The organism is Pseudomonas sp. SWRI77 (assembly GCF_014269105.1).
GTDB lineage: Bacteria > Pseudomonadota > Gammaproteobacteria > Pseudomonadales > Pseudomonadaceae > Aquipseudomonas > Aquipseudomonas capeferrum.
The window spans coordinates 1-5,719 of record NZ_JABWRV010000051.1 but is presented as its reverse complement, the minus strand read 5'-3'; the positions used below and the strand labels follow the sequence as shown (position 1 = coordinate 5,719).

Genomic DNA, 5,719 nt, shown 5'->3' with positions numbered 1-5,719 from the left:
CTACCATCTAGGTAGGCTGAGATGGCTGTGAGTTTGAACTGCTCTGTGTATTTGCCCATCGGTCCCCCCAAGGGTTGGATTTTTTGTCCAACTTCTTGGGGGCAGTCCACTCTGTGGGAGCGGGCTTGCCCCGTGAAGAGGCCGGACAAGGCAAAACTCAATCCCGCGCCAACGCCTCGATCGGATCAAGCCGCGCAGCATTGCGCGCCGGCACAAACCCGAACAACACGCCAATCAAGGTCGAACAGGCAAACGCCATCACGATCGAGGCTGGCGAGAACACCATCTCCCACTGCTTGACGAACAACTCGAACAGATAGCCGATCCCGTACGACAAACCAATGCCAACCACCCCGCCAAACAGGCAGACCATCACCGCCTCTACCAGAAACTGCTGGCGGATATCCGACTGCCGCGCCCCCACCGCCATGCGAATACCGATTTCCCGGGTGCGTTCGGTCACCGACACCAGCATGATGTTCATCACCCCGATACCCCCGACCACCAGCGAGATCACGGCAATCAGCGACAGCAGCAAGGTCAGCGAGCGGCTGGTCTTCTGCACCGTCTGCATGATGCTGTCGAGGTTGTTGGTAAAGAAGTCCTTGGTGCCGTGCCGTTGCAGCATCAGCTTGGTCACCTCCTCCTCCACCCGCTTGCTCGGCACGCCGTCCTTGATACGCACGCTGATGCTGTCCAGATGGCGCTGGCCGAGTACGCGGCCAGCGGCGGTCTCGTAGGGCACCCAGATGTTCAGCTGGTTGCTGGCGACGAACAGGTTCTTGTTCTCGGCCGTGACGCCGATCACCGTGCACGGCAGGTTGCCTACCAGGATCACCTGCCCGAGCGGGTCGACATGGGGGCCGAACAGCCGCTTGCGGGTGTTGTGGTCGATCACCACCACCTGGGCCTGGCGCCGGGCGTCGTCGGCACTGAACACGATGCCTGCAGCCAGAGGTATGTTGCGCACCTGGAAGTAGTGTTCGCTGACGCCATTGAGCTGCACGTCGACGTCCAGGTTGCGGTAGCGCACCAAGGTGCTCTGGCCGATCACCGGGGTGGCACTGTCAACGTAGTACAGCGCGTTGAGCGCGGTCACGTCGGCCGGCACCAGGGTCTCGATGGTCTTGGCCCGGCTATCACCGAAGTTGCTGCCCGAATAAATATCGATGGTGTTGCTGCCGATCGCCTGGATGTCCTTGAGCACATAGCCCTTGGCGCCCTCGCCGATGGCCGAGATGGACACCACCGAAGTGATGCCGATGACGATCCCGAGCATGGTCAGCAAGGTGCGCATGCGGTGCGAGATCAAGGCGATCCAGGCCATCTTGAAGACCTCGCGGAACATCCCCAGGCTGGCCACCAGGCGCCGGGCAGGTTCGACGGCCCGTGGCGACTCCGCGGCCGGGGTGGGCACGGCCGCCGTGCCGGTGCGCCGGTCGCTGACAATCTGCCCGTCGCTGACCTCGATGATCCGTTCGGCATGGGCGGCGACCTTGGGGTCGTGGGTGACCAGGATCACCGTGTGCCCGGCCGCATGCAGCTCCAGCAGGATGTTCATCACCTCTTTACCGCTGGCAGTGTCCAGCGCACCGGTCGGCTCATCGGCGAGGATCACCTGGCCGCCGTTCATCAGCGCCCGGCAGATACTTACCCGCTGCTGCTGCCCCCCGGAAAGCTGGCTGGGGCGGTGCCCCAGGTGCCCTACAAGGCCCAGACGCGTGAGCAACTCACGTGCCCGCGCGTGGCGCTGCCCTTGTGGGGTGCCGGCATACACCGCAGGGATCTCGACGTTGTGCAGGGCATCCAGGTGCGGCAGCAGGTGGTAGCGCTGGAAGATGAAACCGAAGTGGTCGCGGCGCAGCGCTGCCAGGGCGTCATCGCCCAGCGTGCGGGTCTCCTGCCCGCCAACCTGGTAGCTGCCGCTGCTGGCGTTGTCCAGGCAGCCGAGGATGTTCATCAAGGTCGACTTGCCCGAGCCTGATGCGCCGATGATCGCCACCAGCTCGCCACTGTGAATCTGCAGGTCGATGCCCTTGAGTGCCAGGAACTCGCGGTCGCCTGCCAGGAAGCTGCGGCTGACGCCCTGCAGGCGCAATAACGGTTCGCCGTTGCCGTTGGCCACGGCCAGGGGCGCGCTCAGCTCGACATTCATGTTCATGCTCACGCCCCTGCTTCGCCGGACACCGGCTCACCAATCACCACCCGATCACCTTCGGCCAGGCCGTCCTTCACCTGCACCTTGACGTTGTTGTTGATCCCCGCCTGCACGTTGCGCACCTGGGCAAAGCCCTTGGCATCGAGCACCCGCACCGGGAAGCTGCCGTCGCCATTGCGTGCGCCCAGCGCTGCCACCGGCACGGTCAGCACCCCTTGGGCGGTGTCGAGGACGATATGCACCTGGGCCGTCATCGAGATGCGCAGGCGATGCTCGGGGTTCGGCACTTCGAACAGCGCGTTGTAGAACACCGCACCATTGGGTTTGGCGGCGCTGCCATCGCTGTTGTCGGCGCTTTGCGCGTAGTTCTGCGGGGCAGGCTCGGTGCCGCGCAGCTTGGCGTAGTAGCGTTTATCTTCGCCCAGGATAGTGAAGTACACCTGCTGGCCGGGGCTGATGTGGATCACATCGGCTTCGGACACCTGCGCCTTCACGGTCATGGTGTCGAGGTCGGCCAGTTTGAGCAGCACCGGGGCCAGTTGGTTGGCGATCACGGTCTGCCCTTCCTGGGTGACGATGCCCACCACATGGCCGTTGATCGGCGCATTGATACGGGTGTAACCCAGGTTGACCTTGGCGGTGTCGATTTCGACCCGGGCACTTTGGATCTGCGCATCGAGCGAGCGCACGGCGGCCTGCTGCACTTCGTACTCCGACTCGGCATTCTCGAAGTCCTGGCGCGACACCGACTCGTCGGCCTGCAGTTCGCGATAACGCTCATACACCCGCCGGGCCTGCTTGAGCTGGGCCAGGGTCGAACGCCGTTCGGCCTGCAGCTTGTCCTCGTCGACTTCGGCCTGGCGCAAGGTGTTGCGCAGCACCAGCGGGTCGATCTCGGCCAGCCACTGGCCCTCGCTGACCTTGTCGCCCAGCTTGACCTTCAGCGACCTGAGCTGGCCCGAAACCTGGGCACCGACGTCCACCTGCTTGATGCCCTCCAACGTGCCGGTGGCCAGCACGGCGTTCTCGATATCGCCACGCTCGACCGTGGCGGTGATGTACTGCGGCGGCTTGGCCGGGGCCTGGATGGCATACAGCGTGATGCCGGCCACCAGGGCCACGGCGATGCCGAGGCCGAATTTGCGGAATCTGGACTTTTCCATGAACACTCACTTTCTCTCGGGATTCGCATAACCCGACCCCAGCGGGGTCGGGGAGGCCGATCATTACGGGGTAACTTTGCCGTGCTGCAGCGCCTGCCCGTCGTGCCACCAGGCTGCCAGGCTGAACACGTCCGGCACCTTGAGGATGCTGAAGTGGTCACCCGGCCCCTGCCACAGCGCCAGCTTCGGCATCAGTTGCTGCCAGCCGGCCTGCATGGCGGCATGCTCGCGCGCATTGCCCAAGGCATCCAGGCCCGGGTCGTCCACCAATACCAGCCCGACCGCGCCGCTGTAGGCCAGCGTTGGCCGGTAGGCCGTGCGCAATGCCGTGGCGAAGGTGCGCACGGTGCCGTGCAGCGCAGCGGGCTGCGACCGTGCCGGCATCAAGCCGACCCGGACCATGGCCGCATGCAGTTGGCTCAACTGTTGATCGTCGCTGGCGTCAGCAAATGCACCTGGGTCGATGCCCAGCGCTTTGCCAGTGGAAAGCTGCAGCGCGTCGATCAGCCGCTGCAACGCTTCGCCGAAGGTGTAGGGCTGGCCACAGGTGCCACCCTCGCCCGGGGCCTCGCTGTCGATCAGCGTCAATGAGCGCACCTGCCGCCCCTTGGCTTGCAACCTGGCGGCGATGGCATGTGCCACCCAGCCCCCGAACGAATGCCCGACCAGGTTCAACGGCCCCTGCGGGTGCAGCGCCTCGATCGCCAGCACATGGCAATCGGCAGCGGCTTCCACCGTGCTGTGCGGCACCGAGCAGCCATCCAGCCCGCGGGCCTGCAAGCCATACAGCGGCCAGTCCGGCCCCAGCGCGTCGGCCAGGCCAATGAAGCTGGTGACGCTGTCGCCGGCCCCCGGCACGCAGAACACCGGCGCTTGCCCAGCCTGACCGGTCTGGATCGCTACCAACGGCTGATAAGCCGCCACCTCGACGTTAGGCACCGCGCCCAACGCCTGCCCGAGCACCTGCCCCAGCGCGGCCACATGGGGCGCCTGCATCACGCTGCGGTGGTCGCCCGGCACGCCCAGGGCGACCAGCGCCTGAGTCGGCAGCGTCTCGCCCCAGCCCAGGGCCGACAGGCTATCGCTGCCCTGCTCGGCGCGCAGCAAGTGCACCGGTACACTCAGCGGCGCAGGGCGGTAATGCGCCAATGCTCGGCCGTGCGCCAGTTCGCGGGTGAAGTAGTGCTGCAGTTGCGCATCCGTCATGCTCGCCCACAGCCCATACAGCAGCTGATGTTCGCGGCAACTGGCCACCAGGGCGGTAAAATCCGTCTCCCCGGCTTCCAGGTGCTGCAACCGCGCCAGCTTGTCGGCGCCTGCCGGGCCCTGCGTGCGCCAGAACAGGCTGCAGTTGGCCAGCAACTGCCGCTCCAGTGCACGCGGCCCCTCCCAGCGCGCCTTGCCCTGGTCGGCCAGGCGCGGCACATAAGTGTCGATCAAGCCCAGGAACTCGACTGGCTCGTCCGCACCCAGCAACTGGTTGGCGATCTCGAAGGCCAGTACCCCACCGAACGACCAGCCGGCCAGGCGGTAAGGCCCCTGCGGCTGTACGCTGCGCATCTGCTCGATGTGGTAGCGGGCCAGGCACTCCAGGGTGCGCGGTTGTGGGCGGTCACCCGGTACGCCGGGCAGTCCGTAGATAGCGAAGTCACCGGGCAGGTGCTGGGCCAGCACCGGGAAGTAGAAGTCCAGGCCGGTGAATTCGTGAACCAGGAACAGCGGCGTCTGCGTACCGCTGGCCCGCACCGTGATCACACCACGCGGCGCGGCATCCCGGTTGCCCAGCCGCGCCGCCAGCAAGGCGACGCTGGGCTGCTGGAACACATCGTTGATGGCCACTTGCAAACCCGCCTTGGTGATCTTGTCGACCAGCCGGATCGCGGCCAGGGAATGGCCGCCGAGTTCGAAGAAGTTGTCGTGGCGCCCTACCCGCTCCACGCCCAGCAGTTCGGCCCAGATCGTGGCCAGCAGGGTCTCGGTGTCGCCTTCGGGGGCTTGGTATTCACGGTGTTGCAGGGCTTCGGCGTCTGGCAGCGGCAAGGCCTTGCGGTCGAGCTTGCCGTTGGGGCTTAGCGGCAGCGCCTCCAGGTGTATGAACAGCGCGGGCACCATGAACGTCGGCAGGTGCCCGAGCAACGACGAGCGCAGCGCCTCCACCGGATGGAATTGGCCTGTGTAGTACGCGAGCAGCTGCTGTTCGCGGGCGATCACCACGGCTTCCTTGATCCCCACTATCCGCGTCAGGCCGGCCTGGATTTCACCCAGCTCGATGCGCAAGCCATGGATTTTCACCTGGTCGTCGTTGCGGCCCAGGTACTCGATATTGCCATCGCTCAGGTGCCGCGCCAGGTCGCCGGTGCGGTACAGGCGTGCGCCGGGGCGAGTGCTGAACGGGTCG

General features: G+C 65.7%; 3 protein-coding genes. All 3 read right to left on the bottom strand.

Annotation, left to right across the window (positions count from 1 at the left end; translation table 11 throughout):
• Positions 1 to 157: 157 nt before the first annotated feature.
• Positions 158 to 2,155: a MacB family efflux pump subunit gene (locus HU766_RS25840; protein ID WP_186661795.1), complete on the bottom strand. Its 1,998-nt coding sequence runs from the start codon at positions 2,153 to 2,155 to the stop codon at positions 158 to 160.
• Positions 2,156 to 2,163: 8 nt separating this feature from the next.
• A complete protein-coding gene (gene macA, locus HU766_RS25835) occupies positions 2,164 to 3,321 on the bottom strand; it encodes a macrolide transporter subunit MacA (protein ID WP_047583598.1) in 1,158 nt (385 codons plus the stop codon).
• 63 nt (positions 3,322 to 3,384) lie between these two features.
• The coding region (locus tag HU766_RS25830; RefSeq protein ID WP_186661793.1) for a non-ribosomal peptide synthetase at positions 3,385 to 5,719 on the bottom strand (2,335 nt) is incomplete at its 5' end.

Bases quoted from the DNA above. Each gene is read 5' to 3' on its own strand.
- HU766_RS25840 (WP_186661795.1), bottom strand. From the start codon at position 2,155: ATGAATGTCGAGCTGAGCGCGCCCCTGGCCGTGGCCAACGGCAACGGC.
- macA (WP_047583598.1), bottom strand. From the start codon at position 3,321: ATGGAAAAGTCCAGATTCCGCAAATTCGGCCTCGGCATCGCCGTGGCC.